Genomic DNA, 269 nt, shown 5'->3' with positions numbered 1-269 from the left:
ACCCCCGATATGGCCGATCTGCCCATCAGCGGGATCGGCGGCATCACGACGTGGCGCGACGCGGCTGAATTTCTGGCCCTTGGCGCTGGAAATGTTCAGGTCTGTACGGCGGCCATGACCTACGGTTTCAAAGTCGTGCAAGAGATGATCAGCGGGCTGAGCGACTACATGGACGAAAAGGGCATGACCTCGGTCGATGAACTGGTGGGTCGTGCGGTGCCCAATGTGACGGACTGGAACCAACTGAACCTGAACTACGTCGCCAAGGC

Annotated in this window: 1 pseudogene; it reads left to right on the top strand. The window is 59.5% G+C overall.

Annotated features, from left to right (window positions below):
• Positions 1-269: pseudogene (locus A3764_RS00945) on the top strand (NAD-dependent dihydropyrimidine dehydrogenase subunit PreA); the annotation flags it as partial.

It is taken from the genome of Sulfitobacter sp. HI0129, from assembly GCF_001635395.1.
GTDB lineage: Bacteria > Pseudomonadota > Alphaproteobacteria > Rhodobacterales > Rhodobacteraceae > Sulfitobacter.
This window is presented reverse-complemented; position numbering and strand designations above follow the sequence as displayed.